At 72.1% G+C, this 26,040-nt stretch carries 23 protein-coding genes and 2 pseudogenes; 18 read left to right on the top strand and 7 right to left on the bottom strand.

From position 1 onward, the window contains the following. Positions 1 to 56: 56 nt before the first annotated feature. The gene (locus tag OG252_RS14105) at positions 57 to 1,100 is read left to right on the top strand and encodes a LacI family DNA-binding transcriptional regulator (RefSeq protein WP_329336364.1); all 1,044 of its coding nucleotides are present in this window, start codon (positions 57 to 59) and stop codon (positions 1,098 to 1,100) included. A gap of 34 nt (positions 1,101 to 1,134) precedes the next feature. Here the strand turns inward: OG252_RS14105 and OG252_RS14110 are convergent, their stop codons facing one another. Then, positions 1,135 to 2,253, bottom strand: a complete 1,119-nt coding sequence (locus OG252_RS14110) for a DUF1152 domain-containing protein (RefSeq protein WP_266432462.1) — start codon at positions 2,251 to 2,253, stop codon at positions 1,135 to 1,137. Then, a complete protein-coding gene (locus tag OG252_RS14115) occupies positions 2,250 to 3,689 on the bottom strand; it encodes a coproporphyrinogen-III oxidase family protein (protein WP_329336366.1) in 1,440 nt (479 codons plus the stop codon). Before OG252_RS14115 ends, OG252_RS14110 begins: the two co-directional genes overlap by 4 nt. A gap of 170 nt (positions 3,690 to 3,859) precedes the next feature. Here OG252_RS14115 and OG252_RS14120 point away from each other — a divergent pair, with 170 nt between their 5' ends. The 4 genes from OG252_RS14120 to OG252_RS14135 all read left to right on the top strand — a co-directional run bounded on the left by OG252_RS14120 (position 3,860) and on the right by OG252_RS14135 (position 8,777). Then, positions 3,860 to 5,107 carry an ATP-grasp domain-containing protein gene (locus OG252_RS14120; protein ID WP_329336369.1) on the top strand — a complete coding sequence of 416 codons (1,248 nt, stop codon included), beginning with the start codon at positions 3,860 to 3,862 and terminating at the stop codon, positions 5,105 to 5,107. A gap of 63 nt (positions 5,108 to 5,170) precedes the next feature. Next, positions 5,171 to 6,457 carry an ATP-grasp domain-containing protein gene (locus OG252_RS14125; RefSeq protein WP_329336371.1) on the top strand — a complete coding sequence of 429 codons (1,287 nt, stop codon included), beginning with the start codon at positions 5,171 to 5,173 and terminating at the stop codon, positions 6,455 to 6,457. Beyond that, positions 6,454 to 7,779 (top strand): MFS transporter, encoded by a 1,326-nt coding sequence (locus OG252_RS14130; RefSeq protein WP_329336373.1) that lies wholly within the window; start codon positions 6,454 to 6,456, stop codon positions 7,777 to 7,779. The genes OG252_RS14125 and OG252_RS14130 overlap by 4 nt, the downstream gene beginning before the upstream one ends. Beyond that, positions 7,776 to 8,777, top strand: coding sequence for a GNAT family N-acetyltransferase (locus OG252_RS14135; RefSeq protein WP_266432472.1), 1,002 nt, complete (start codon positions 7,776 to 7,778; stop codon positions 8,775 to 8,777). The genes OG252_RS14130 and OG252_RS14135 overlap by 4 nt, the downstream gene beginning before the upstream one ends. Positions 8,778 to 8,795: 18 nt before the next feature. Here OG252_RS14135 and msrB read toward each other — a convergent pair whose 3' ends face one another. The 4 genes from msrB to OG252_RS14155 form a co-directional block, all read right to left on the bottom strand. Beyond that, the gene (msrB, locus tag OG252_RS14140; RefSeq protein ID WP_266432474.1) at positions 8,796 to 9,200 is read right to left on the bottom strand and encodes a peptide-methionine (R)-S-oxide reductase MsrB; all 405 of its coding nucleotides are present in this window, start codon (positions 9,198 to 9,200) and stop codon (positions 8,796 to 8,798) included. 29 nt (positions 9,201 to 9,229) lie between these two features. Next, on the bottom strand, positions 9,230 to 10,621 hold the full coding sequence (gene murC, locus OG252_RS14145; RefSeq protein ID WP_329336377.1) for a UDP-N-acetylmuramate--L-alanine ligase: 1,392 nt from the start codon (positions 10,619 to 10,621) through the stop codon (positions 9,230 to 9,232). Between the two features lie 87 nt (positions 10,622 to 10,708). Continuing rightward, on the bottom strand, positions 10,709 to 11,182 hold the full coding sequence (locus OG252_RS14150) for an indole-3-glycerol phosphate synthase (protein ID WP_266432478.1): 474 nt from the start codon (positions 11,180 to 11,182) through the stop codon (positions 10,709 to 10,711). 222 nt (positions 11,183 to 11,404) lie between these two features. Then, positions 11,405 to 12,313, bottom strand: a complete 909-nt coding sequence (locus tag OG252_RS14155) for a pyrimidine reductase family protein (protein WP_329336380.1) — start codon at positions 12,311 to 12,313, stop codon at positions 11,405 to 11,407. Positions 12,314 to 12,350: 37 nt separating this feature from the next. Here OG252_RS14155 and zapE point away from each other — a divergent pair, with 37 nt between their 5' ends. From zapE to OG252_RS14200, 9 genes and pseudogenes are all read left to right on the top strand, one after another. Beyond that, on the top strand, positions 12,351 to 13,463 hold the full coding sequence (zapE, locus tag OG252_RS14160; RefSeq protein ID WP_345568312.1) for a cell division protein ZapE: 1,113 nt from the start codon (positions 12,351 to 12,353) through the stop codon (positions 13,461 to 13,463). Positions 13,464 to 13,668: 205 nt separating this feature from the next. After that, on the top strand, positions 13,669 to 14,061 hold the full coding sequence (locus OG252_RS14165) for a hypothetical protein (protein ID WP_329336383.1): 393 nt from the start codon (positions 13,669 to 13,671) through the stop codon (positions 14,059 to 14,061). Positions 14,062 to 14,147: 86 nt separating this feature from the next. Next, entirely contained in the window at positions 14,148 to 14,726 is a 579-nt protein-coding gene (locus OG252_RS14170; RefSeq protein ID WP_266432486.1) for a carbonic anhydrase, read from the top strand. Positions 14,727 to 14,734: 8 nt separating this feature from the next. After that, complete coding sequence (locus OG252_RS14175) at positions 14,735 to 16,198, top strand: SulP family inorganic anion transporter (protein WP_329336386.1); 1,464 nt, start codon at positions 14,735 to 14,737, stop codon at positions 16,196 to 16,198. A 102-nt stretch (positions 16,199 to 16,300) separates the two neighbouring features. Next, entirely contained in the window at positions 16,301 to 17,101 is an 801-nt protein-coding gene (locus tag OG252_RS14180) for a slipin family protein (protein WP_329336388.1), read from the top strand. 93 nt (positions 17,102 to 17,194) lie between these two features. After that, positions 17,195 to 18,613, top strand: coding sequence for a PhoX family protein (locus OG252_RS14185; protein ID WP_329336389.1), 1,419 nt, complete (start codon positions 17,195 to 17,197; stop codon positions 18,611 to 18,613). Positions 18,614 to 18,633: 20 nt separating this feature from the next. Then, positions 18,634 to 19,456 (top strand): annotated as a pseudogene (locus tag OG252_RS14190) (polyphosphate kinase 2 family protein). Positions 19,457 to 19,484: 28 nt separating this feature from the next. Further along, a complete protein-coding gene (locus OG252_RS14195) occupies positions 19,485 to 20,999 on the top strand; it encodes an FAD-dependent oxidoreductase (protein ID WP_266432492.1) in 1,515 nt (504 codons plus the stop codon). A 60-nt stretch (positions 21,000 to 21,059) separates the two neighbouring features. Continuing rightward, complete coding sequence (locus OG252_RS14200) at positions 21,060 to 21,971, top strand: polysaccharide deacetylase family protein (RefSeq protein ID WP_266432494.1); 912 nt, start codon at positions 21,060 to 21,062, stop codon at positions 21,969 to 21,971. Here the strand turns inward: OG252_RS14200 and OG252_RS14205 are convergent. Further along, positions 21,913 to 22,092, bottom strand: coding sequence for a hypothetical protein (locus OG252_RS14205; RefSeq protein WP_266432496.1), 180 nt, complete (start codon positions 22,090 to 22,092; stop codon positions 21,913 to 21,915). The two genes, OG252_RS14200 and OG252_RS14205, sit on opposite strands and share 59 nt — an antisense overlap. 44 nt (positions 22,093 to 22,136) lie before the next feature. Here OG252_RS14205 and OG252_RS14210 point away from each other — a divergent pair, with 44 nt between their 5' ends. The 4 genes and pseudogenes from OG252_RS14210 to OG252_RS14225 all read left to right on the top strand — a co-directional run bounded on the left by OG252_RS14210 (position 22,137) and on the right by OG252_RS14225 (position 26,039). Next, complete coding sequence (locus OG252_RS14210; protein ID WP_266432498.1) at positions 22,137 to 22,853, top strand: aminoacyl-tRNA hydrolase; 717 nt, start codon at positions 22,137 to 22,139, stop codon at positions 22,851 to 22,853. Between the two features lie 214 nt (positions 22,854 to 23,067). Continuing rightward, a complete protein-coding gene (locus tag OG252_RS14215) occupies positions 23,068 to 24,372 on the top strand; it encodes a DUF692 domain-containing protein (RefSeq protein ID WP_266432500.1) in 1,305 nt (434 codons plus the stop codon). Between the two features lie 337 nt (positions 24,373 to 24,709). After that, positions 24,710 to 24,883: pseudogene (locus OG252_RS14220) on the top strand (integrase core domain-containing protein); the annotation flags it as partial. Between the two features lie 355 nt (positions 24,884 to 25,238). Further along, positions 25,239 to 26,039: a DUF4142 domain-containing protein gene (locus OG252_RS14225; protein WP_266432502.1), complete on the top strand. Its 801-nt coding sequence runs from the start codon at positions 25,239 to 25,241 to the stop codon at positions 26,037 to 26,039. Position 26,040 lies beyond the last annotated feature (1 nt).

Genomic DNA, 26,040 nt, shown 5'->3' on the forward strand with positions numbered 1-26,040 from the left:
ACACGTAACATCCGGTGCGTTGCGCAACAGCTGCGGATGGGTCGAAGGAGGCACCAGTGGTGGAACGGGGCGGTTCGGGCGTGCCCGGCGGGCGCCGCAAGCAGCGGGTCTCCATGGCCGATGTGGCCCAGCTCGCGGGCGTCTCGTCCCAGACGGTCTCGCGGGTCTCCAACGGCCATCCCGGCGTGATCAGTTCGACCCGGGAGCAGGTGCTCGCCGCGATGCGCGAGCTGGGCTACCGGCCCAACAGCGCCGCCCGCGCCCTGCGGTACGGCCAGTTCAACACCATCGGCGTGATCCTCTTCAGCCTGTCCTCGACGGGCAACAGCCGCACCGTGGAGGCGATCGCCACGCACGCCGCGGCCGAGGGGTACGCGATCACGCTGATCCCCATCGACGTCCCGACCCAGGACAACGTGCTGGGGGCCTTCACGCGCATGGGCGAGCTGGCCGTCGACGCCGTCATCGTCATCATGGAGATCCACCTGCTCGACGCCGCCACGGTCCAACTGCCGCCCGGCGTCCATGTCGTGGTCGTGGACTCCGACGCCGGCGACCGGCACAGCGTGGTCGACACCGACCAGGCCGACGGCGCGCGGAAGGCCGTACGCCATCTGCTCGACCTGGGCCACCGGACGGTGTGGCATGTGACGGGCCCCGAGACGTCGTTCGCGGGCCAGCGCCGCACGCAGGCCTGGCGCGCGGTCCTGGAGGAGGCCGGGTGCCCGGTGCCGCCGCCTCTGTACGGCGACTGGTCGGCCGAGTCGGGCTACGCGGCCGGCCTCGCGCTCGCCGACGAAGGCGACTGCACCGCCGTGTTCGCCTCCAACGACCAGATGGCCCTCGGCCTGCTGCGCGCCTTCCACGAACGCGGCCTGTCCGTCCCCCGGGACGTCAGCGTCGTCGGCTTCGACGACATCCCCGACGCGGCCTTCTTCGTCCCGCCCCTCACCACCGTCCACCAGGACTTCGCCGAGGTGGGCCGCCGCTGCGTGCAGGGCGTCCTCCAGCAGATCCGCACCCAGGGCGATCCCCGGCCCGGGACCGACCTCGTACCGACCAGCCTCATCGTCAGGAACAGCACGGCGGCACCGCGATAGCCAAGGCGCGGACGCTCCGGATACGCGTGGGCGGTCAGTGCAGGGCGTGGACGGGGCCGTCGTCGCCGAGCAGGGTGCGTACCTCGGGGATGCGTTGCCAGGGCAGGCCCAGTGCCCGGGTGGCGAAGCGGGACGTCACGTGGCTCACGTCGCCGGCCTGTGCCCGTATCCGCTCCCGTGCCCGGTGCGCGTCGGCCGGGAACGGTGCCGCCGAGGGGGTGGGCGGCGCGGTGGGGCGGCGTTCGCGGGCGATCTCGTGGATGCCCGTGAGCTGTGCCGAGAGGTCGGCCGCCTCGTCCACGGTTCTGGGACGCGACTCCAGCAGGCCCCGCGCCACCGGGTTCTCCGCAACGGCGGCTTCCAGGCCCGTGTTCCGGACGTACGCGGAGGCGTCGGTGAGCGGGATCGCCCGCCCCACGGTCCGCACGGTGCCGCGCACTCCAAGGACGGCCGCGGCGAACAGGGCCGATGCCTCCGACGGATGCCAGGCCAGGGCGCGGTAGGCCGCCTGCGCGTGCCCCGGGGTCGGTGCTGACCGGTCGTCCGTGCCGGCCAGTCGGTCCAGTCGGTCCAGTCGGTCCAGAAGGACGTCCTGGGGGATCTCCCCGTCGGTCCCGGGGCCGGCGATGTGCACGGTGGCGTCGACGTCGGCGAGGGTGCAGGCGGCGAGGACCAGAGCGTCGACCAGCGGGCTGCACAGGGTGTCCTCGTCGCCGTGGGTGAGGATGTCGCCGCCGACGTCGACGATCCGCACCCGGCCGGGGCCGCAGGCCTCGGCCAGCCGCCGGATCCGCGCCGCCAGACCGGCGAGCCCCTCGTACGGGTCGAGCAGCACGAGCCGTACCGGCAGGTCCGCGGCGAGCCGGGGGAGGGTGGATCCGGCCGGGGCGACCGCCCGCGCGGCGGGAGTCAGGACGTGCCCTTCGGGACGGTCGAGGAGTCCGGTGAAGTCCCGTACGCCGAGCGGGCCGGGAGTCGGATCGACCTCCGGGCGCTCCCAGGAGTAGGTGGCGACCACGGGCAGGTCCGGGCCGGCGGTGCCGTGCGCCCCGCCCGGGCCGGCAGTCGTGAGCAGCGCGCTCATGGCGATCGCGGTGATCGCGGTCCCGATCGGGTCTCCGCCCCCGCCCGCCGCGATGAACAGGTCGCTCACGCGGTCTCCCGCGCACCGGTGATTCCGGTGATGCGTACCGGAGTTCCCATGTTCCTGCGGGCCCGCGCGTTGACCTCGTGCAGCCCTTCGTAGTACTCGCGGTCCAGGTCTTTGACCCGGCCGGAGTAGAACATCCAGGACAGGACGTCGCGGTACTTGAACCCCTTGGGGGTGAGCTGGATCCGGCCCGGGCCGACCCGGTGCACCAGCCCGTTGGACTCCGCCGCGTCCAGCACCGCGGCCACCTCGTCGGTGATCGCGTCGAGACCGGAGCGGTCCAGCTCGGCGAGGTCGAGGTCGAAGGTGTCCAGCACCAGCCGCTTGCGGGCGCGTTCCTCCGGAGTGAGGACGAAGCCCGTGGTGGGGCGCAGGGTGTGCGCCTTCGCCTGGTCGATGTACTGCGCGACCTCCGTGAGGGACGGCTTGACGCTCCCGGTCATGTAGTCCAGGACCGAGGTGTACGAGCGTGCGCCGACCCCGAGTCCGAGCAGCGGAACGCCGTGGAAGGTGAGGACCTTCTGCACGTAGCCGCCCCGGCCGGGCTTCTTGTAGCGGACCGAGCCCTCCTGGACGTAGCCGTGCGCGGTGAACACCTCGCGGGCGTAGTCGTAGCGCTCGTACAGCTCGGGCTTCCACATGTACTGGTAGGAGCCCGTGCGGGAGAACCATGCGTCCGGGCGCACCGTCAGGAAATAGGTGGAGACGGTGGTGGGGGCCAGCTTGGCCAGTTCGTCCACCGAGTGCCGCCAGGACTCGGGGGTCTGTCCCGCGAAGCCCATGATGAGGTCGGTGGACAGGTCGGGCAGTCCCCGCTCGTGGGCGATCCCGACGGCCCGGCGGATGGTGTCCTCGCCCGCCTGGCCGCGCCCCGCCTCCCGGATCTCCTGGGGAACCAGGGACTGGATGCCGATGTTGGCCCGGGTCAGGCCGAGTTGGAGTAACCGGCCGAAGCCCTCCGGGTCCGCGACGATCGAGTCGGGAGTGGCCTCGACCGCGACCTCCTCGACGGTGGAGCGCCAGTTGGGATAGACGGACCCGAGGGTGTCGAAGATCTTCTCGAAGTGGCGGGTGCCGAGCAGGGAGGGGGTGCCGCCGCCGATGTAGACGGTGCGCAGCCGGCGCGCCTGGATGACCTCGGCGTGGTCGCGGATCTGTGTACAGAGCGCGTCGGTGTAGGCGTCGTACAGCTCCTGGTCGGTGGAGATGACCGTGTAGAGGTTGCAGAAGCCGCACTTGTAGCGACAGAAGGGCACGTGCAGGTAGAGGTTGAGCTCGGGGACTTGATGGTTGCTCAGGTCGCGCGCCCAGACCTCGCGCGCGTCCCAGGCTCCCTCGTCGAGGGGCCGGTAGGTCGAGCGCGGCGGGTAGGAGTACTGGTAGGGCGGTATGACGCCCTGTTCGATGTACTGGGCGAGCTCGTTGCGCAGGTTGTTCACGTTGGATCCCTCTGGTCGGGCCTGCCGTGCGTGCGTTACCGTGCCTGCGCATTCGAACATGCAACAATTTGTTGAGGCCATAGGGTGAGTGCATCAACTCGGCGTTCTCGAAAGGTGTTTACGTTGGGGAAACCTTCAAGTCATCGATGTCCGGCGACAGTTGACGTCGAATGAGCGAAGAGCCGAACGCCACCGGCGTGATGGTGGTCGAACCGATGGGGAACGCCGGTCCGTTCCTGGCCGAGGCCGCCGACCGGCTCGGACTGCGGCTGTACGGCGCCACGCACCGCGACGTCCACGAGAGTTACGCCCCCTGGCCGGCCCGGGCGTTGGCCGGTGTCTGCTTCACCGACCTGACGGACCCGGACCGGGCGCTGGACGACCTGGAGTCCTACTGCCGGGAGCACCGGATCGGCGCGGTCGCGGCCTGCTGGGAGCTCTTCACCCCGCTGGCGGCGGCACTGGCGGCACGGCTCGGACTGCCCGGCAACGACCCGGCCCTCGCGCAGGCCGCCCGCAACAAGATCGTGATGGCCGAGGCCTTCCGGACGGCGGGGATTCCGGTCCCGGCGGGCGCGGTGGCCGCCGACGCCGAGCAGGCGCACCGGGCCGCGGCCGATGCCGCGCTGGGCTGGCCGTTGGTGGTCAAACCGGCCGAGCAGGGCGGGTCCTGGGGCGTCAGCGTCGTGGCCGGGCCCGACGGGCTCGACGACGCGGTCGCCGCTGCCCGGCGGTTCACGCGGGCGATGCCGCACGGGCTGCCGCTGGACCCGCGGGTGCTGCTGCAGAGCTATGTGCCGGGCGCGGAGTACTCCGCCGAGACCGTGGTCGCCGACGGTGTCCCGTACGCGCTGCCGGTGGTCGCCAAGGACACCACCTCCGGACGGTACCGGGTCGAGACCGGGCACACCTGCCCGGCCGGACTGCCGCCCGAGTTGACCCGGGCGGTGCAGCACACCGCGGCCCGCGCCGCTCTCGCCGTCGGGATCCGCAACGGCATCGCGCACACGGAGGTGAAGATCCCGCCCGGATCCCACACGCCGGTCGTGATCGAGACGGGGGCCCGGCTGCCCGGTGACAACATCTGCGAGATCGTCGAGGCCGCGACCGGGATCAGCGAAGCCGTCGCCTACCTCCAGGCCGTGGCGGGCCGGCTGCCCGACACCGGGGCGACCCGGGAACGGGCGGCGGCCATCCGCTTCCTGCTCCCCGAGCGCGCCGGGGTGCTGGAACTCGTCCGGGTGCCCGACGTGCCCGGCACCCACAGCGAGATCGAGGTGCGTCCCGGGGACCCCGTCCCCGAACCGGCGGACAGCTCCGGCCGGATCGGTCACGTGGTGGCCGTGGCCGACTCCCCCGCCGAGGCCCGCCGCCTCGCCGACCGGGCGATCGCCGGCACCAGGTTGCGGGTGAAGTGACCCACCCGTCCCCAGAACAGAAGTGAAGTGACCTCGCCCGTCCCCAGAGCAGAGCGGAAGCCCATGCAGAACGCCGAGCGGGACACCCCGCCCCGGACCGTGCGGAAGATCGCGTTCCTGAGGTCCGTCGACATCCAGCGTGCCGACCCCTACATCCAGCGCACCGTCCGGGATCTGGCCGGCGAGGGCATCGAGGCGCGGCTGTTCCACACCCACGGACAGGCCGGGGACGACGACTTCCCCGGTGGCCGCCAGGCCGTCGATCCGGCTGTCACCCCTCGCGAACTGGCCGGACTGGTCACGCGGTGGGGAGCCGACGCCGCGGTCTCCATCTCCCTGCCGTGCGAGAACGCCCTGCGCGACGCGACCGCGAAGGAACTGCTCGACGCCGAGGGCGTACCGACGGTCGTGACCCCGCTCGCCGCCACCGCGCTGCTGAGCGACAAATGGGAGACCAAGCAGCTCCTCGTCCGCGCGGGTCTCGACGTCCCACGCGGCTTCCGGGCCGACTCCGACCTCCTGGCCGGGCGGGGCCTCGCGATCCCCGCCTACGCCGACGCGCTGCGGGCCCAGGCCGCGCGGATCGGCTACCCGCTGCTGTCCAAGCCGCTGTGGGACTCCACCAGCTTCGGGATCCGGGCCGTGCCCGACCCGGCGGCGCTGGACGCCTACCTCCTCGACCCGCCGCCCGTGTCGGCCGTCGTCGAGGAGTGCGTCAGCGGGGACCTGTGCTCCGTGGACATCGTCGGCGAGCCCGGCGCCTACCGGGTCCTGCCGGTGTGCTGGACCGGCACCGCCGGCCCCGAACCGGTGTTCACCTTCGCCGACCTGCGCTGGTGCGGGCCGCGGCCCGAGGCCGACCGGGCGTTCGAGCCCGTCGCCGCCCGGCTGGTCGCCCTCTGCGAGGAGCTGGGCGTCCGTGGCTCCGTCAACGTGGACATGATCTACAGCGGCGGCCGGTATGTCGTCCTGGAGATCAACCCCCGCATCGGCGGCGCCACCACGCTCTCCTGCGCCGCCTCCGACACCAACACCTTCACCGCCCTGACCGACATGGCGCTCGGCAGGTACGCGCCCGGCCCGGTCCGCCGCACCCGCTGGGCCGTCGAGTTCCTCTCGCCCGAACGACTGCCGCGGGGCGCCCGCGAGGAGCTGGCGGACCGCGTGGACCTCGTCACCGCGCACCAACTTCTCATCGACGGCACCGACCACGGCGACATCGTCGTCTTCACCCTCACCGACGGCGAGGAGCAGCAGACCGTCAAGGCACTGGAGGACCTGCACGCCGTCACCGGCTTCCCCCGGCAGGAGGTGCTGGACAAGATCCGGACCCTGCTCCGCGCCTCATGACCCCGGACACCGCCGCCGCGCCCGCGCCCGCCCGTCCCGGCCCGCTGGCGCGGGCCCTCGGGCTGCCCGCCGTCCGTGGGTACGGCCGGTTCGTCACCGGCAACCTCGTCGACTCCGTGGGCAGCGGCATGCTGCTGCCCCTCGGGCTGCTGTACTTCACCACGGTGCGCGGTCTGTCCGCCCCCGCCGTCGGCGCCGCCGTGACGGTCGGTCAACTGGCCGCCCTGCCCTCGGTCTTCCTCGCCGGCCGCCTCATGGACCGCTTCGGCCCCCGGCAGCCGACCGTCGTGGCCAACGTGGTCACCGCCGCGGGATTCCTCACCTTCCTCCTCGCCCACCGTCCCTGGCAGATCGTCTGCGCCTACTTCCTGGTGCAGTCCGGGGTGAACACGTACTACACGGCGCAGCGCACGCTGATCACCCAGGCCACACCGGCCGGGGAGATCCGTGCCTGGTTCGCGTTCACCGGAAGCCTGCGCAACATCGGCATCGGCGCCGGCGCCGCGCTGGCCGCGGGTGCCCTGGCGCTGTACGGGACCGGAGCCCTGACCGGCCTGCTGGTGGCCGCCGCCCCGCTGTACCTGCTGGCCGCGGTCTGCTTCGCCCGCGTGCCCGTGACGACTCCGCCCGCGCCGCGGGCCGGTCCGCAGCCGGATTCCGGGGACGCCGAGAGCCGCGGCCGGGAGCCCGACGGGCCACGCGACGACGGCACCCGCCGCTACCTCCTCCTCGTCGCCTGCGCCCTCCCCTTCGTGCTGTCCCAGTCGATGCTGGCCGTGCTCATCGCCCTGTACGCCACCACCGTCCTGGGGCTGGCGGCGTGGACCGCGAGCCTCCTGCTCATCCTGAACACGGTCCTGGTCTCCACCCTCACCAGCCCACTGACCGCCCACGCCGCACCCGCGCAGCCACGGCACGCCATCGCCCTCGGCTACGGGCTCCTCACGGCCGCCATGCTGGCCTTCGCCGCACCGGCGCTGCCCGGCACCGCGATCCCCGCATGGCCCGCACTGCTGCTGGCGATGGTGCTGTTCAGCCTCGCCGAGATCTTCTGCTCGCCGGCCCTGAACGAACTCTCCGTCACCCTCACCCCGGGGGCGGCCCGGGGCGGCAAACAGAGCCTCTACCAGCTCTCCTGGTCGACCGGGAACATCGCGGCCCCCGTGCTGTTCACCACCCTCCTGGCCGCCGGCGGCCTCGTGCCGTGGGTGGTTCAGGGCGCTGCCTGTCTCCTGGCGCTGCTGGCGGTTCCCGCCCTGCGGCCGCTGCGCCCGGCGGCCACCGCCCCCACCGATCCCGAGGAGAGTCCGACATCACCGTGAAAGCCCACATCACCTCCACTCTCCGCGAGGTCCCGGCGGACGACTGGGACCGGCTCGCCCGTTCCGCGGGCCTGTACCTCTCCCACCGCTGGCTGCTGGGAGAGGAGTCGGATCCCACCGCGACCGCGTCGTACGCCCTGGTCCATGACGGGGACGGCACACTCCTCGCCGCCGCCCCCCTCTACCTCGTCCACAGCGAACCCAACGACTTCTACGACCCGGACCTGCTGGAGCTGTCCGGCCCGCCCGGACCGCGGGTGCTCGCCGGTGCCCGCCGCGGGTACCACAACGCGCCCCTGACCGACCCGGGCCTGTCTCCTGAGCGGCGCACCGCCTGCCTGGCCCTGCTGCGTGACTGCGCGCGCACTCACGCCGAGCGCCACGACACCACGCACTGGTGGCCGTATCTGACCCAGACCGCCGCCGAGCAGCTGGGCGCGGTGTACGACGAGGCCGCGCCGCAGCGGATGGAGGACGACGCCGCCATCCCGCTGCCCGGCGGCTCCTTCGAGGACTACCTCGCCTCCCTGCCCTCCAAGCGCCGGGTCGCGGTGCGCCACGAACGTGCGGCGTTCCGCGACGCCGGGCTGAGCATCCGTCACCTGCTGCTCGGCGACTGCTTCCGGGAGGCCGGGCAGTTGCTGGCGGCCCTCCAGTCCGCGCACGGACACACGGCCGACGACGCGGGCCTGATGACCCGTCTGCTGGGCCGGCAGGCCGAGGCCATGGGCGAGCAGGCCCGGGTGACAGCCGCCTACGACGGGCAACGCATGGCCGCCTTCAGCCTCTACTACCACTTCGGCGGCACCACATGGCTGCGCGCCGTCGGCACCGACCCGTCCTGCTCCGCCCCGTTCGCCTACTTCAACCTCACCTACTACCTGCCCATCGAGGCCGCCTACCAGGAGGGCACCACGACCCTGCACGCGGGGATGAAGGCCATCCGCGCGAAGCAGCTGCGCGGGGCCGAGGTCACCGGCCTGTTCGCACTCCGGTAGGCACGCCCGCGTCAGGCGTCAGGCCTCCGGGGTCAGACGCAGCGAGATGGAGTTGATGCAGTACCGCTGGTCCGTGGGGGTCGGGTAGCCCTCCCCCTCGAACACGTGCCCGAGATGCGACCCGCACCGGGCACACCGCACCTCGGTCCGCACCATCCCGTGCGACCGGTCCTGGATGAGCTCGACCGCGTCGGTGTCCTTCGGGTCGTAGAAGGACGGCCAGCCGCAGTGCGACTCGAACTTCGTGGTGGAGGTGAAGAGTTCGGCGCCGCAGGCCCGGCAGGAGTAGACGCCCTCGGTCTTGGTGTCGGTGTACTCACCGACGAAGGCGGGCTCCGTGCCGGCCTGCCGCAGCACGGCGTACTCCGCCGGGGTCAGCTCCGCGCGCCACTGCTCGTCCGGCTTGTCGACGTCGTACGACATGAAGGCCAACCCCTTTGCTTCTGTGCGAGTTACTTCCGTGCGAGACGGTCCAGGATCTGCGGGCCGAGGTCCGTCACGTCACCCGCGCCCATGGTGATAACGAGATCACCGGGCTTCGCCATTCCCGCGACGGCCTCCGGCACCGCGCCCTTGTCGCGCACCGGCGTCACGTCCGCGCCCGCGACCCGCGCCGCCTCGATGATCAGCTCGCTCGTCACGCCCGGGATCGGGTCCTCGCGGGCCGGATAGATGTCCAGGACGACCGACGCGTCGGCCAGGGCCAGCGACTGGCCCATCTCCTTGCCGAGTTCCTGCGTACGGGAGAAGAGGTGCGGCTGGAAGACGACCAGGATCCGGGCGCCGCCGGCCGCCGCGCGCATCGCCTCCAGGTCCGCCGTCATCTCCGTCGGGTGGTGGGCGTAGGAGTCGATGACCTGGACCCCCGCCGCCTCGCCCTTCAGCTGGAGGCGCCGCTTCACACCGGTGTACGCGGCCAGCGCCGGGGCCAGCTCGGCGGCCGGCACGCCCAGCGCCACGCCTGCCGCGAGCGCCGCCACCGCGTTGTGGGCGTAGTGACGGCCGGGCACGGAGACCGTGAAGGTGAGTTCCTGGCCGTCCAGGAGGACACTGACCTCGCTCTTGAGGCCCTGCGCCGTCACGGACAGGACGCGTACGTCGGCGTCCTCCGACTCCCCGTACGTCACCGTCCGCACCGACCCGGCCAGCCGCCGCGTCAGCTCCCGCGCGCCCTCGTGGTCCGCCGTGATCACCAGCGTGCCACCGGGCACGATCCGGCCCGCGAACGTCTCGAAGGACTCGTAGATCTCGTCCATGGAGGCGTAGTTGGCGTGGTGGTCGAGCTCGACGTTGAGGATGATCGCCACCTCGGGCGCGTACTTGTGGAAGCTGCGGTCCGACTCGTCCGCCTCGGCGACGAAGATCTCGCCCTCGCCGTGCAGCGCGTTGGAGCCGGGCGCGTCCAGATCGCCGCCGATCGCGTACGACGGCTTCAGGCCCAGCTCGCTCAGCGACACGGCCAGCATCGACGTGGTCGTGGTCTTGCCGTGCGTGCCCGCCACCGCGATCGGCCGCAGGCCGTCCATCAGCCGGGCGAGCGCGTCCGAGCGGTGGACCACCGGGATGCCCAGCTCGGCCGCCCGGGCCAGCTCCGGGTTGTCGGCCCGGATCGCCGACGAGACGACGACGCACGTGGCGTCGTCCGCCAAGTGCTCCGCCGCGTGCCCGATGTGCACGGTCGCGCCCAGCGCGCGCAGTGCCTCGGCGGTGGCGGACTCCTTCGCGTCGCTGCCCGCCACCTTCGCCCCGCGCTGCGCGAGGATCTTGGCGATCCCCGACATCCCGGCCCCGCCGATGCCGATGAAGTGCGGTCGGTCCATGGCGGTGGGAAGGCCGGGTGCCATGTGTGTCTCCCTGTACGTGCTGGTGCGGCGACGGTTCGGCCACCCACCCTACTGACCCGTGGCCCACGCGAAGGACAGCCGGTTGCGTCAGGCCTTGCTGTGCGAGAACAGCTTCAGCACCGGCACCCCCACCTTGTGCCGCGCCCGCGACGCCCAGTCCCGGTGGAAGAACTCCTCCACGTAGTGCGGATCCGTCAGCACGATCACCTCGTCCGCGTCGATCTCGCCGACCAGGGACTTGAGCGCGTCCAGCGGATGGGCCTCGATCAGCCGCCCCTCCGCCTCGCTGCCCGCCGCCCGCAGGGCACGCAGGGACACGTCGAGCGCCTGCTCGGCGAGCCCCTTCACCTTCTCGCCCTCCGCCGTCTCGAGCTCCCGCGCGGCCTCGTCGATCTCGCCGAGCGCGACGTCGTCGATGGCCCGCAGCAGCCGGTCCGCCTGGTCGCCGCGCGGCTGCAGCAGGACGTGGAAGGCGACCGGTTCGTCCCCGTGCAAGGTGGTGACGAACTCCACGTCGGCGGACGTAAGGGCCTTCTCGATCATCAAAACGCTTGTGAACACCGGGCGCCCCTTCTCCTCCGTGGGCCGTGCGAGGCCCTGCGGAAACCATCCTGCCCCGCGATCGCACAGGTACTGCCGGTTTCAGTGTGCCCGTCGAAAACGAAACGGAACGGCAGATTCCGCCGAGTCGCTCCCGAAGGGGTCGATCGAGCCGGTTTCGGGAGCAACCGGGCCCGTCACGGCCAGGTGGCCCCGGGCTCACGGCCGCCGCTACCGGCAGGCTCACGGCCGTCGGTAGCGACTGAAGAGGAAGCCCTCCTCCTCCAGCAGGGACACCAGTGCGAACCGCTGCGGAACGGCGACCGAGGGCCCGCCCGCGATGCGCTGCGCGTCCCCCGCCGTGAGCATCGGGGCCACGGTCAGGCAGAGCTCGTCGAGCACCCCGGCGGCCACCAGCTGGCCGAGCAGCCGCGGGCCGCCCTCCGTGAGCAGCCGGGTGTGGCCGAGTTCGGCGAGGGCCCGGACCGCACGGGCGGGCTCGACGCCGACGCCGTCACCGGCGACGACGACCCGGGCGCCCGCCTTCTCGGCCGCCGCGATGCGGTCCGGGGCCGCGGCGGCGCCCGTGAGGATCAGGGTGGGCACCAGGGGCGAGGTGAACAGCGGGAGCGAGAAGTCCAGGTTCAGGCCGGCGCTGACCACCGCGATCGCGGGGACCGGCCCCTGCCCGGCCGCCTCCCGCATCTCCGCGAACTCGGCACGCGCGCGTGCGGGCCGGTATCCCTCCTGGCGTACCGTTTCCGCGCCCGCGATCACCACGTCCGCGAGGGCCCGCAGGGTGCCGAAGATCCGCATGTCGGCGGCGCTGGAGATGGGCTGCGAACGGCCGTCGTGCTGGGCGGCCCCGTCGAGCGTGGACACCATGTTGGCCCGCAGCCAGGCCTCCGGACCAGCGGAGCCGGCCCCGGATCCGGCCGCCCCGGCCGCTCCCCGGGGGCCCAGCTCGGGATAGGCGTAGGCGGCGGCCAGCTCGGCGAGGCTCCACTCACGGTCGACCAGGTGGGACCGGCCGACCCCGCCGGCACCATCACCTCCGGAGCCTTCACGCACACCCACCGCCCCCTCGCCGGGGGGAGCCTCACCGGGGGTCCGGGCCTCTGTCTCATCGGTCACAGGGAACAGGCGTCGCATGTCGTGCAGTGTGGCACGACCATTAGCATGGGTAACCGTGCCTACCTCCCCCGCCGCGTCCGGATTCGGCCCCATAGCCGACACCGCCCCGCTGTCCCTGTGCGACCGTGAGCCGCATGTCCCCGCGGACCGGCTGGTCGCCGAGATGGTGCCGCCGCCGCGGTTCGACTCGGTGCGCTTCGGGACGTACATCCCGGACCCGAACCAGCCCAGCCAGACCGAGGCCGTGCGCGTCCTCGAGGGCTTCGCGGCCGGGCTCGGCGGGGCGCACGCCTCCGGCGCCGGCAAGGTCAGGCGCGGCTTCCTGGGCCTCGGGAAGGGCAAGGCGCCGAAGACCCCGGCCGGCCCCCGTGGCGTCTACCTCGACGGCGGCTACGGCGTCGGCAAGACCCACCTGCTCGCCTCCCTCTGGCACGCCACCCCGGCCGAGCCCGCGCTCAAGGCGTTCGGCACCTTCGTGGAGCTGACGAACCTCGTCGGCGCCCTCGGCTTCCAGAAGACGGTCCAGACCCTTTCGGGCCACCGTCTGCTGTGCATCGACGAGTTCGAGCTGGACGATCCCGGCGACACCGTCCTCGTATCGACCCTGCTCGGCAAGCTCGTCGACGCGGGCGTCGCCCTCGCCGCCACCTCCAACACGCTGCCGGGCAAGCTCGGCGAGGGCCGGTTCGCGTCGGCCGACTTCCTGCGCGAGATCCAGGGTCTGTCGGCGCACTTCCGCTCCCTGCGCATCGACGGCGAGGACTACCGCCACCGCGGCCTGCCCGAGGCGCCGGCGCCGTTCACCGACGAGCAGGTCACCCGGGCCGCGCACCGCACGCCGGGCGCCTCGCTCGACGGCTTCCCGCAGCTCCTGGACCACCTCTCCCGCGTCCACCCCAGCCGCTACGGCGCCCTGACGGACGATCTGAAGGCGGTCTGCCTCACCGACGTGCGGCCGGTTCCCGACCAGTCGACGGCCCTCAGGCTCGTCGTGCTCGCGGACCGGCTCTACGACCGCGAGGTCCCGGTCCTGGCCGCGGGGCTGCCCTTCGACCGGCTCTTCAGCGAGGACATGCTGAACGGCGGCTACCGCAAGAAGTACTTCCGGGCGATCTCGCGACTCACCGCGCTGGCCCGGGACGCGAAGAGCCTGGTCGAGCCCTCCTAGCGCATCAACTGCCCAAGATCAAGAGCGGGTTCACGCCAGCCACCCTGCCCGCTTCAGCCTCTCTTCAGGTCGAAACGTTAAGTTAACCCTGCAAACAACTTTGCCGGGCTAAGGTGTTTCTTGACCAGTCATTGACCAATCGTTGGCTTGGGCTAGAGAAGGACCGGCAAAGGACCAGAGACGAGAACTGCCTGAAGGGGGGCGCATGTTTCGAGGTACGACGGTACGGACCGTGATAGCGACCCTCGCCGCCGTCCTGCTCGCCCTCCAGTTCTTCGCACCCTCCACGTCCTTCGCATCCGCGCATACGGCCCGTCAGGCAGAGGCCAAAGCCCAGCCCGGAACCAAGCTCTCCGGCAAGGCACTGCGCGACGAGTCCGTCACGTACCGCCACTGCGACCCCGCCGAGGACCCGACCGGTCCCCTGCGCAACCGCGACCGGCACCGCGCCGTCGACTTCGCGCCCCAAGGGCCCGAGCGACCGCTGCTGGTCCAGGATCCGGCGGCCGTGAGCAAACCTGCCGTGCCCGGCGCCCTGCGGATGTCAAGACCCCCGACATCCCACGCCCCGGCCGCACTTCAGGTCTTCCGCTGCTGACAGCGCCGACAGCACGCAGTCACATCCCCCACATCTGTCATGTACGTCCGACGCGCCCTTCGGCGCGCCAGGAGGAGTCACCACACATGCAGCCCCTCATCGACAACGCCCGCACGTTCGGACAGCGCCCTGAGGAGTTCGCCAGGCTGGCCGAAGGCCAGTCTCCGCAGGTCCTCTTCATCACCTGCTCCGATTCCCGGGTCGTCCCGGCGCTGATCACGGGCGCCCGCCCCGGCGAGCTCTTCGAGCTGCGCACCGCGGGCAACATCGTCCCCCCGTACGCCTCCGAGCACCCCACCAGCGAGGCGGCCACCATCGAGTACGCGGTGGAGGTGCTCGGCGTCCGCGACATCGTGGTCTGCGGGCACTCGCACTGCGGCGCCGTCGGCGCCCTGGTGCGCGGCGACGACCTGACCGCCGTACCGGCCGTGCGTGACTGGCTCACGCGGGCCACGCCCCGCCCCGCCGGGGCGGTCGAGGACCCGACCGTGGCCGAGGGCGTGCAGAGCCACGTCCTCGCCCAGGTGCTGCGCCTGCGCTCGTATCCCTTCATCGACAAGAAACTGACGGACGGTCAACTGACCCTCCACGCCTGGTACTACGAGGTGCACACGGGGTCAGTGCTGACCCACGACGTGTCCTCCGACGCCTTCCGGGCACTGTGAGGACGGCCATGGACCTGCGAACCAAGTTCCCTCACCTGCGGCAGGACTTCGCCGCATCCCTCGTCGTCTTCCTCGTCGCCCTCCCGCTGTGCGTCGGCGTGGCCGTCGCCTCCGGGGTCCCGGCCGAACTGGGCCTGGTCACCGGCATCGTCGGCGGCATCGTCACCGGCCTCATGCGGGGCAGCAGCCTGCAGGTCTCCGGACCGGCCGCGGGTCTGACCGTGCTCGTCTTCGAGGCGGTCCAGGAGTACGGCCTCCCCGTGCTCGGCGTGATCGTCCTCGCGACCGGGCTGCTCCAGATCCTCATGGGCACCCTGAAGCTCGGTCGCTACTTCCGGGCCATCTCGGTCTCCGTCGTCGAGGGCATGCTGGCCGGAATCGGGCTCGTCCTGATCGCCGGACAGCTGTACTCGGTCGTGGACGCCGAGGCCCCGGCCTCCGGCCTCGGCAAAATAGCCGGGCTGCCCGGCGCCCTCGCCGACGCCGTCCAGAACACCGGGGCGCTGGCCTCGCTGGGCCTCGGCGTGGGCACCATCGCCGTGCTCGTGCTGTGGAAGCGGATGCCGAAGCAGCTGCGCACGGTCCCCGGACCGCTCGCCGCCGTCGGTCTCGCGACCCTGGCCGCCCTGGTCTTCTCGATGCCGGTCGCCACCGTCGAGGTGCAGGGACTGCTGGGCTCCATCCAGCCGCCGTCGATGGACGCCTTCGGCGAACTCGCGAGCGTCGGCGTGCTCGGCACGATCGTCGCGTTCACGCTGATCGCGTCCGCCGAGTCACTGTTCAGCGCGGCGGCCGTGGACCGGCTGCACGACGGTCCGCGCACCGCGTACGACAAGGAGCTCGTGGCGCAGGGCGCCGGCAACGCGCTCTGCGGCGTGCTCGGCGCGCTGCCGATGACCGCGGTGATCGTGCGCAGCGCCGCGAACGTCCAGGCGGGCGCGAAGACCAAGGCGTCCCGCGTGATGCACGGCGTCTGGCTGCTGCTGTTCGCGGCCCTGCTGCCGAACGTCCTGGCGTACATCCCGATCCCGGCCCTGGCGGGCATCCTGGTGCACGCCGGCGCCAAGCTCATCCCCGTCCGCCAGATCGTGGCGCTGTGGCGCGAGCACCGCGGCGAGGCGCTGATCCTGGTCGTCACGGCCGTGTCGATCGTCGCGATCAGCATGTTCGAGGGCGTGCTCATCGGTCTCGCGCTGGCGGTCGCCAAGACCGCCTGGGAGGCCTCGCACATCAAGCTGGAGGTCATAGACAAGGGCGCCGGCCCCGTCCAGGCGTACCTGTCGGGCAACGCGACCTTCCTCCGGCTGCCGAAGATCCTCGACGATCTGGAGTCGCTGCCCCAGGACCGCCCGGTCGAGCTGGACCTGTCCGGGCTGCACCACCTCGACCACGCCTGCCGTACGGCCCTGGAGAACTGGGCCGAGCGGCACAGCGCGGTCGGCACGGACCCCGTGCGGGTCACCGCCGCGTGAGCACACCGGTGCCTGGTCCGGGGCCGATCGTGGCCCCGGACCAGGCACCGGGCATATCGTTGCAGGAGCAGACAGAGCGGACCTCTCGACGAGGAGGCCGGGATGCTCGAGGAACTGTTGGCGGCGGGCATCGCCGCCGGTTGTGCCGGGGCCGTCTACATCGCCTCGGCGGCGCGGGTCGTCAAGCAGTACGAGCGCGGGGTGGTCTTCCGGCTCGGGCGGCTCGCCGGTGAGGTGCGACCGCCGGGATTCACCTTGATCGTCCCGCTCGTGGACCGGCTGCACAAGGTGAACATGCAGGTCGTCACAATGCCGGTGCCGGCCCAGGAGGGCATCACCCGGGACAACGTGACGGTGCGCGTGGACGCGGTCGTCTACTTCAAGGTGGTCGACGCGGCGTACGCGCTCGTCCGCGTCGAGGACTACAAGTTCGCGGTCTCCCAGATGGCGCAGACCTCCCTGCGTTCGATCATCGGCAAGAGCGATCTGGACGACCTGCTGTCGAATCGCGAAAAGCTGAACCAGGGGCTGGAGTTGATGATCGACAGCCCGGCCGTGGAGTGGGGCGTGACCATCGACCGCGTCGAGATCAAGGACGTGTCGCTGCCCGAGACCATGAAGCGTTCCATGGCCCGTCAGGCCGAGGCGGACCGTGAGCGGCGGGCCCGGATCATCAACGCGGACGCGGAACTGCAGGCGTCCAAGAAGCTCGCGGAGGCCGCCGGCGTGATGTCGGAGCAGCCCGCCGCGCTCCAACTGCGCCTGTTGCAGACGGTGGTGGCGGTGGCCGCCGAGAAGAACTCGACCCTCGTCCTGCCGTTCCCGGTGGAGCTGCTGCGCTTCCTGGAGCGGGCACAGCAGACGCCTGTGGAGCAGGCGTCCCAGAAGCCGATCGGGAAGTGACACGTCTACGCGCGTGGTTCCCGCGGCGGTCGGCAGGTGGTAGACACGGCGGGGTCACAGGTTCCTGTCCGCCAGCAGGAAGGTTGCTGCCCCATGTCCGAGACCACCACGTCCGCCTCCGAACCGGCCTCCGCCTCGACAGCCGACACGTCGACCCGCCGTCAGATACTGGCCCGCACGGGCGCCCTGGGCGTCTCGATCGCCTTCGCCGGAAACCTCTCCGAACTTTTCGCGGGCACCGCCGCCGCACAGCCCCTGGGCTACACCGGCTACGGCCCGCTGGTCCCCGACCCGAAGGGCCTGCTCGATCTGCCGGAAGGTTTCCGCTACCGGGTCCTGTCCCGCGAGGGCGACCCGTTGCGCTCCGGCGAGGGCACGGTTCCCTCCAACCACGACGGCATGTCGGCCTTCGCCGGCAGAAACGGCCGGGTCCATCTGGTCCGCAACCACGAGAACCGCAACACCGCCACGCTCGCCGTCCCGACGGTCAAGGGATTGACCTACGACCCGGCCGGCAAGGGCGGCTGTACGACGCTGACGCTGGACTCCCGGAGCAGGGTGCTGTCCGAGCGGGTCGCGATCGCCGGTACGGCCGTCAACTGCGCGGGCGGACCCACCCCGTGGGGCACCTGGCTGACCTGCGAGGAGAACGAGGACAAGGCGGGCACCAACGGTTACACCAAGGACCACGGCTTCATCTTCGAGGTCGACCCGGTCGACCCGCACCGCTCCGGTGCCGTACCGCTGACCGCGATGGGCCGCTTCCAGCACGAGGCGATCGCCGTCGACCCGAAACGGGGCATCGTCTACGAGACCGAGGACGCCTTCCTCAAGCCCTTCGGCCTCTTCTACCGCTTCCTGCCCGAGAAGCCGCTCGGCGGACCCGGTTCGCTGCGCGAGGGCGGCCGGCTCCAGGCGATGCGCGTGCCCGGCGTACCCGACCTGTCCTCGATCCAGGACACGGGCGCCTGCTTCGGCCGCGTCGAGTGGGTCGACGTACCGGACCCGCTCGCGGCCGAAACCCCCATCCGCCTCCAGGACTTCGGCCCGAAGGGCATCACGCACGCGCAGAAGCTGGAGGGCTGCTACTGGGGCGGCCGGTCGGTGTACTTCGTGTCGTCGTTCGCGCGCAGCGCGGAGGGCTCGGCGGCCGATCACTTCGGGCAGATCTGGCGCTACGACCCCTCCGAGCGCCGGCTGACCCTGGTGATCGTCTTCGGCCCGGACACCGACATCCAGCTCCCCGGCGAGTCCCCGGACAACATCTGTCTCGCCCCCAGCGGCGGCCTGATGGTCTGCGAGGACGGCAACGGCGCCCAGCACGTCTACGGCGTCACCCGGCGCGGCGAGGTCTACGCGATGGCCCGCAACCGCCAGAACATCGGTACTCCGGAGGAACCGGAGTGGGGCGAGTTCGCCGGAGTGACCTTCTCCCCGGACGGCGGGACGATGTACGTCAACTGCTACACGCCCGGGACGACCTTCGCGGTGACGGGGCCGTGGCGTAAGTAGCCGAGCGGAAGGGGTGCCCCGTGGCCGAGAAGGACTCCCGGCGGAAGTCCCGTAAGGAGAAGAAGGCCGGTCTCCGTGAGCTGCTGCGCGTGCCGGGCGGCGAGCGGGTCGATCTGTCCTCCTACGACACCGACTCCGTCCCTCTCGGCCCCGGGGACAAGTCCGCGGGCAAGGCGGCCACCGCCCGCATGGGCGAGGACCTGGCCGACCTGCAGGAACGCCTGTTCGCGGCGAGCAGGGCGGGCGACCGGCGCCGGGTCTGCTCGTCCTCCAGGGCATGGACACCAGCGGCAAGGGCGGCACGATCAAGCACGTGATCGGCTTCTGCAACCCCGCCGGCTGCCGCGTCCGGGCGTTCCAGGCACCCACCGCCGAGGAGCGGGCGCATCCCTTCCTGTGGCGGGTCGAGCAGGCCCTCCCGCACCCCGGCGAGCTGGGCATCTTCGACCGCTCGCTCCCCCACGCTCGACTTCGCTCCCGCGGGGGACCCCCATCGAGGACGTCCTCGTGGCCCGGGTCCGCGAGCTCGCCCCGCGCGACGAGATCGAGCGCCGCTACGACCAGATCAACCGCTTCGAGAAGTCCCTGGCCGACGACGGTACGACCGTCATCAAGGGCTTCCTGCACATCTCCTTCCAGGAGCAGCGGCGCCGCCTGGTCAAACGCCTCGACCGCCCGGACAAGCACTGGAAGTTCAGCCCGTCCGACATCGACGACCGAGCGCTGTGGCCCGCGTTCCAGGAGGCGTTGCTGCTCCTGGAGCATCTCCGGGAGCTCGACCCGCGGTATCCGAAGCCCGATTTCGACGTGGCTCAGTGCCGCCGGCGGTTGCTCGCGCAGTGAACCGGGCCGGACGGGGTACCCGGCCCGCATGACCGAGAACCCGCACGTCAGCGGCTCGTACTGGCTTCAGACCGCACACGGCCCGGACCGCGCCACGCTGGCGGACGACATCGAGGTGGACGTGGCCGTGATCGGCGCCGGAGTCGCCGGGCTGAGCACGGCCTGGGAGCTGGCGCGGGCCGGGCGGCGCGTGGCGCTGCTGGAGGCCGAGCGGGTGGCGGCCGGCGTCACGGGGCACACCACCGCCAAGCTCACCGCCCTGCACACCCTGATCTACGACAAGCTGCGGCGCACCCGCGGTCCCGAAGGGGCACGGCTGTACGCCCGCTCGCAGTCCGAGGCGATCGAGCGGGCCGCGCAGACCGCGCAGGAGCTGGGCGTCGACTGCGACTGGGAGCGCCGGAGCGCGTACACGTACGCCTGCGACCCGGGCCGGACCGACGAGCTGCGCGCCGAGGCCGCGGCCGCGCGGGAGGCGGGGCTGCCGGCCTCCTTCGTCACGGAGACCGGGCTGCCGTTCCCCGTGGCGGGCGCCGTGAAGGTCACCGGGCAGGCGCAGTTCCATCCGCGCAAGTACCTGCTGGCCCTCGCCGACGACCTGGTCGCGCGGGGCGGGCAGGTGTACGAGCACACGACGGTGGTGGGCCTGGAGGAGGGCGAGCCGTGCCGGCTGACCACCGACGCGGGGGCGCGGGTGACCGCCCGGGACGTCGTGGTCGCCACGCACTATCCGGTCTTCGACCGCGCCCTGCTGTTCACCCGGCTCTCCCCGCGCCGCGAGCTGGTCGTCGCCGGGACCATCGGCGCCGACCGGGACCCGGACGGCATGTACATCACGCCGGACGAGGGCACCCGGTCGGTCCGTACGGCACCGCACGGCGAGGACCGGCTGCTCATCGTCACCGGGGAGCACTTCACGCCCGGCACCGGCGACACCCGCTCCCGCTTCCAGCACCTGTCCGACTGGGCCGCCGAGCACTTCCCCGACGTCACCCTCACCCACGCCTGGGCCACCCAGGACAACGACCCCACGGACACCGTCCCGCTCGTCGGCCCGATGCACCCGGGCGCCCACCACACCTACGTCGCCACCGGCTTCGGCGGCTGGGGCCTGAGCGGCGGGATGATGGCGGGCCGTCTCCTCACGGCGCAGATCACCGGCGAGGAGTGCGCGTGGAGCGAGCTGTACGACCCGCGCCGGCTGCGCTCGACCGTCCGCGAGGCGCCGTCGTTCCTCAAGCACCAGGCGCAGGTCGCCCGCCACTTCGTCGGCGACCGGCTGCGGCCCCCGCCGCCGGTCGAGGCGCTGCCGCCCGGCGAGGGCGCCGTCGTCCGCGCCGACGGCGACCGGCTCGCGGTGTACCGGGACGAGGCCGGTCATCTGCACGCCCTCTCGCCGCGCTGCACCCACATGGGCTGTCTGGTCGCCTTCAACGCGGCCGAGTGCGCCTGGGAGTGCCCGTGCCACGGCTCGCGCTTCGACACGGACGGCAAGGTGGTCCAGGGGCCGGCGACGCGGCCGTTGGAGCAGCGGGACATCTGACCGGGTGACATCCCAGCCGGGCCTGCACCCATAGAGAGATGATCATCATACGTTCTTACGGTGATCACTCGCGTACGTCGTGTCACCACCGCCTGCGGCCTTGCCGCCGCCCTTGCTGCTCTCGCCGCCTGCGGCACTCCTCAGGCACCCCAGCCGCCCCAGCCCGCTCGCCCCGCCCCCTCCGCGTCCTCGGCGACCCCGTCCCGGCCGCCGACCCTCGCCCCCGGCCCGGCCGGCCTGACCCCCGTCTTCGAGAACGGCCCTCGCCGCGCCTCGGACAGGACCGTCGCGCTCACCTTCGACGCCGACATGACCGCCGGCCAGGGGCCACGGGCGGCGGCGGGCGAGCGGTTCGACAATCCGCGGCTGATCGCGACGCTGCGCGCGCTGAAGGTGCCGGCCACGGTGTTCATGACGGGCCGATGGGCCGAGGAGTACCCGGCCCAGGCCCGCTCCATCGGCCGGGACCCGCTCTTCGAGGTCGCCAACCACTCCTACAGCCACTACGCCTTCACCGACGACTGCTACGGGCTGCCGACCGTCTCCGAGAACCGGATGCGCGCGGACGTGGAGCGGGCGTACGGGGCGTTCCGCGAGGCCGGGGTGCCCGATCCGATGCCGTACTTCCGCTTTCCCGGCGGCTGCTACGACCGGCGGGCCCTGAAAGCGCTGACCCCGGCCGGGGTCACCGCCGTGCAGTGGGACGTGGTCGGCGGGGACGCGTTCGCGACGGACGCGGACGCCGTGGCCCGGCAGGTCCTGGAGGGGGTGCGGCCGGGGTCGGTCGTCGTCCTGCACTGCACGCGCAGTGCGGCGCCGGCGACCGAGCGGGCCGTACGCGCGATCGTGCCGGAACTGCGGAAGCGGGGGTACCGGTTCGTGAAGGTGTCCGAGCTCATCGAGGACGCGGCGCTCAGCCCGAGCAGGCCGTCCGCTGCGCCTCCTGCCACTCGCACACCGGGCACAGGGTGATCCCCTTGTACGACTCCGGGTACTCCGTGGGCTTCCGGCACTGGACGCACTCCGCGTACGGCGGCCCGTCCGCCTTCGGCGGTGTCGGCGCCTCGCGGATCGTGCAGTAGTCCTCGCTCATACACCCAGGGTAGGTTCCCGTCCCCCGCTTGGCAGACTGTGCGGGTGAGCAATGAGTCGACGCCCGTGAACGAAAGCCCCTTCCGGTCCGAGCCCGGTGATCGCGACATCGCACCGCAGTTCGTGCTGCCGCTCGTCGTGCGTATCGAGCGGGGCGCTCCCCCGGCCCGTACGGACGCGCTGGAGACCGCCGCCCGTGCCGTACTGGTGATGCTGAGCGACGAGCGGTCCCTCGGGGACGGCGCATGGGCGGAGGCCGTGCGCGCATGGCAGGACGCCCGGATCCGCAAGGTCGTGCGGCGGGCCCGCGGTGCGGAGTGGCGGCGGGCCGAGGCGTTGCCCGGCGTGACCGTCACCGGGAAGTCCGCGGAGGTCAGGGTCTTCCCGCCGGTGCCGTTGGACGGCTGGCCGAAGGACCTGGCCCGGCTCCAGGTGTCCGGCACGGACCTCGACGACCCGGAGCCGCCCCTGGCGGCGGACGGCTCGGTGCCCGTGCTGTGGATGAACCCGGAGCTGGACATGTCGGCCGGCAAGGCGATGGCGCAGGCCGGGCACGGTGCCCAGCTCGCCTGGTGGGAGCTGTCGCAGGAGGAGCGGGCTGCATGGCGTGACGCCGGTTTCCCGCTGGCCGTGCGGACCGCGGACCCCGGCCGCTGGGGCGAACTCACCAAGATCGGGCTGCCCTTGGTACGGGATGCGGGGTTCACCGAGATCGCACCCGGATCGTGCACGGTGGTCGCCGACCACCCGGCACTGCGCTGACCGGCGGGGGTGTATCGGCCGCTCGTTTTCGCCCGCTGATTGAACAGCGGGGGTGGCTCCCGCGTATCTCCAGGCACTGCCCGAGGCCCGGCCGAACCTCAAATGTTGCTCTGAAGGAGCGTGCGGAGGGGTTCGGGGCCGCCCGGCGGGGCCATACCCCCGTCACGCCCGAGGAGGCGGCACCGCGGATCCGGAGGAAGCCGAGGAGGGGACCATGAAGCGACTGGGAACGGGCATCGGTTGGCGGCCCGAGATCGCGGACGCCGTGGAGCGCATGCCCGGCATCGACTGGGTCGAGGTCGTGGCCGAGAACGTGTGTCCCGGGCACCTCCCCGACTCGCTGCTGCGGCTGCGCGAACGCGGGGTCACGGTGGTCCCGCACGGCGTCTCGCTCGGCCTCGGCGGCGCGGACCGCCCCGACGAGGCCCGGCTGACCGCCCTCGCCGAGCGCGCCGAGGCGCTGGGCTCGCCGCTGGTCACCGAGCACATCGCGTTCGTCCGGGCGGGCGGGCCCCTGACGGCCTCCCCGCGCCTGGAAGCCGGCCATCTGCTGCCCGTCCCGCGCACCCGGGACGCCCTCGACGTGCTGTGCGAGAACATCCGCATCGCGCAGGACGCGCTGCCGGTGCCGCTCGCCGTCGAGAACATCGCCGCACTCATCTCGTGGCCCGGCGAGGAGATGTCCGAGGGACAGTTCCTGTACGAGCTGGCCGACCGGACCGGCGTACGTCTGCTGATCGACGTGGCGAACCTGCACACCAACCACGTCAACCGCGGCGAGGGCCCGGCCGAGGCGCTCGCCGAACTGCCCCTGGAGGCCATCGCGTACGTCCATGTCGCGGGCGGCTTCGAACGCGACGGCGTCTGGCACGACAGCCACGCCCACCCGGTCCCCCGCCCGGTCCTCGACATCCTGACCGACCTCGCGTCCCGGGTGTCCCCGCCGGGCGTCCTGCTGGAGCGGGACGAGAACTTCCCCGAACCGGCCGAGCTGGAGGGCGAGTTGGGGTCGATACGGGAGGCGCTGGCCAAGGGCGGCGCGAAGCCCGCGCCCGCCGGCCCGCCGAGGCTCGCCCCCTCGTCACCGGCCACGACCGCCGACGACCTCACCCGCCAGCGCCTCGCCCTCGCCCAGACGGCCCTGCTGTCCGCGCTGGTCGCGGGGACACCCGTACCGGAGGACTTCGACCGGGTACGACTGGGCGTGCAGGCACGGGCCCTCGCCGGAAAGCGTGCGGACGTCGTGGCCAAGATCGCCCCGGAACTCCCGGAGATCCTCGGCACCGCCTACCGCCCCACCTTCCTCGCCTACGCCCCCGGCCACCCGATGACCGCCGGCTACCGCCGCGACGCCCTGGACTTCGCCGAACACGTCCTGCTCACCGGCCGCCTGGAGAACCCGGCGACCCGACGCGCCCTGCGCGAGTGGTGGCTCGACCGCTCGGGCTCAACCCCGCGCTCCCCACGACCGACGGCAAGACTGGCCCGAGCAACACGCCGGGCACTGCTGCGACGCTGAGCGCAGGTCACGGCCGCCCGTGGCCGACCCCGGCCGCCAACCACGGCCAGCCGAGCCCGCCAATCCAAGACCAGCCCAGCCCGCCAATCCGTGGGCAACCCAAGCGGGCCACCCCACAGGCAGCCCAACCCGCCAACCCTGGGCGCGAAGCCCGCCAATCCGCAGGCGCGCCTCCTGGCGATACTCACCGCCACGGAACCCCAGCCCGCCAACCCACAGGCACCGGGCCGCCAACCCGCGGGCGCCGAGCCCGTCAGGCCGCGGGTGCCAAGCCCGCCAGCGCAGGCGCGCCTCCTGGCAATGCGCATGGCCCACGGCCCACGGCCCACCCCAGCCCAACCGCACCCTGCTCGACGAATGGGCCTACCTGCGGCCCTACACCAGCAACACCGAACGCACCGACGCCCTGGCAGACTTCCTGCACACCTACAACCACCACCGCTGCCACACCGCACTCGGAGGCAAGCCACCCATCAGCCGTGTCAACAACGCTCCGGGTCAATACACCTAGGGCGGCACGGGTGGGCGCGGGCGGCACCCCGCCACGCCGGGCCGCGCACCCCACCGCCCCAGCCACCACACCGGCCAACCACCCAACCGCCCTACGCCACACCCCGCACCCCGACTAGCCGCACCCCCCACCCCCGACTGTGCCGGGGTTAACACCTCTCAACGACAGCGCACACCCCGCCCGCACCTCACCCGCCTTTGTCCCGAAACGCACCCCACTCCCCTCCCCCATCGGCCCCGCAAAGCCCCCGATACGACCATTCGCCCCCGTACGGCAGTTGGCGTAGACCCCGCAGTAACATGTCAATCCCGCACCCGAAACGCACTAGCGTGCGGTGCCGCAAGCAGGAGGCACCATGCGACCCCGACCCCCCATCAACGGCAGAGGCATATTCACCGGCACCGGTCTCATCATCACCTGCCTGACCGCGACCCTCGTCGCGCTGATCTTCCCGATCTGGTCGTACGCCGACCGTTCCGGGACCGGCGTGGACGTGCTGAACGCCGAGACCGTGTCGACGAAGTACGGTCCACTGTCCGGGCTCGACCGCGAGTTCGTCACGAAGGTCCGGCTGGCCGGACTGTGGGAGCTGCCCGCGGGACAGCAGGCGCAGCAGAAGGGCACCACCCAGGCCGTGAAGACGGCGGGACAGCACCTCATCGAGGGGCACATGTTCCTGGACGAACGCGTGCGTGACGTCGCGTCCAAGCTCGGTCTCGAACTGCCCAACGAGCCCAACGAGCAGCAGAAGCAGTGGCTTCAGACGCTGACCGCGGCGCAGGGCGTGCCCTACGACCGGGACTTCGCCAACATCCTGCGGCTGGCGCACGGCAAGGTGTTCTCGGTCGTCGCCCAGGTGCGCGCCAGTACCCGCAACTCCCTGGTGCGGGCCCTCGCCGACGACGCGAACACGACCGTGCTGGACCACATCAAGGTCCTGGAGGCCACCGGTTACGTCGACTTCGACGCCCTCGCCCAGGACATGGCCGCCGGCTCCACTCCCCCGCTCACCAACTCCCCGGCCCCGCCCGCCCCGCTCGCCGACCCGAACCCGGCGATCCCCGTGACCCCGGCAACCCCGGTGACCCCGGCGGCATCCCCGAGCTATCCGCTCCCCCCGCCCGCCACCAGTCCGCCCTCCCCACCGGATCAGTGAC

This window comes from Streptomyces sp. NBC_01352, assembly GCF_036237295.1.
GTDB classification, from domain to species: Bacteria; Actinomycetota; Actinomycetes; order Streptomycetales; family Streptomycetaceae; genus Streptomyces; species Streptomyces plumbiresistens.